Annotated in this window: 1 protein-coding gene; it reads left to right on the top strand. The window is 39.8% G+C overall.

From position 1 onward, the window contains the following. Positions 1 to 116 precede the first annotated feature (116 nt). A partial coding sequence (locus tag M595_RS27440; protein ID WP_023069839.1) for a phospholipase D-like domain-containing protein occupies positions 117 to 1,582 on the top strand: 1,466 nt, incomplete at its 3' end.

The following is a 1,582-nucleotide window of genomic DNA, read 5'->3' as shown; positions in this document are numbered from 1 at the left end:
GCCGGACAGAATAAATCTTCATCAGAGAATTTATCAATGTCAATAACTATCTATCTTTAGATCGTTGACGCCTCGCTAAAATAATTATTATCAATCCTCACTCACCTGATTAACCCGTGCATTTACTCAAAAAAAAACGGCTTCTAATTAGTTTAGCGATTCTGTTGGCTTTACTTTTTTTAGGTCGTTTATTGCTGGATAAAAAACCATCTCAATCGACACTTCAACCGCTGCGAGAGACTTTACCCCAAGAACCCCTAATTCAAGCTTATTTTAATCAGTCTCAAGCTTCTGTTTATACTGAACCCTACCGCCAACAAACTCGCTTCGGAGACGATCTCGAACAAATTATCATAGATAGCATTAAAACGGCAAATTCTAGCGTTGATGTGGCGGTTCAAGAATTGCGTTTACCGAAAATTGCCGAAGTTCTTGCTAACCGACATCAAGCGGGGGTTAAAGTTAGAATAATTCTCGAAAATAGTTACAGTCGTCCTTGGAGTTTTTTAAGCGAAAATGAAGTCGCTCAACTCTCCCAACAAGAACGCGATCGCTATTTAGAAGCAGTTCAATTAATTGATATTAATCAAGATGGTCAACTCTCGACAGAAGAAATCAATCAACGAGATGCTTTAGTGATTCTGAATAATACTAAAATTCCTCTGATTGATGATACCGCAGATGGTTCAAAAGGTAGCGGTTTAATGCACCATAAATTTGTGATTGTTGACGGGAAAACGGTAATTGTGACTTCGGCTAATTTTACCCTCAGTGGAACTCACGGCGACTTAGATGAACCGGAAAGTCGGGGAAATGCCAATAATTTATTAAAAATAGAAAGTTCACAACTCGCCCGTTTATTTACTCAAGAATTTAACCTCATGTGGGGAGATGGCCCCGGAGGTGAACCGGATAGTCTATTTGGGACGAAAAAACCTGATCGAAGGGTTGAGAATATTACTGTCGGAAATACACCCGTTTTCGTTCAATTTGCACCCACTACTCGCAGTCAAACTTGGGAAAATAGTGTTAATGGTTTGATTGCTAAAACCTTAACTCAAGCCCAGGAATCAATCGATTTTGCGTTGTTTGTTTTTTCTGATCAAAGGTTAGTTGATGTTATGGAAACAACGGTTCAACGTTCAATAACTTTACAAGGAATTATTGATCCAGGTTTTGCCTATCGTAATTATAGCGAAATGTTGGATATGATGGGAGTTGCGGCGGTGAGTAACTGCAAATATGAAGCCAAAAATCGTCCCTGGAAACAACCTATTTCTACCGTTGGCGTTCCCAATTTATCCCCCGGTGATAAGTTACATCATAAGTTTGGAATTGTTGATAATCAAGTTGTAATTTCGGGTTCTCAAAACTGGACGGAAGCGGCGAATACAACCAACGACGAAACCTTAATTGTGATTAAAAATTCCGCCGTCGCCGCCCATTTTAACCGGGAATTTAACCGACTTTACAACACCGCAACCTTGGGACTTCCTGGGGGAATTTTAGCCAAATTTAAACGGGATATAGAAGCTTGTCAAGGAAACATTGAAACCGTTTCAAAACCCCCCCGTTGGAGTTT

It is taken from the genome of Lyngbya aestuarii BL J (genome assembly GCF_000478195.2).
Classification (GTDB): Bacteria; Cyanobacteriota; Cyanobacteriia; order Cyanobacteriales; family Microcoleaceae; genus Capilliphycus; species Capilliphycus aestuarii.
Note: the sequence above shows the minus strand (reverse complement) of the source record. Positions and strands in the feature narration are given on the sequence as shown.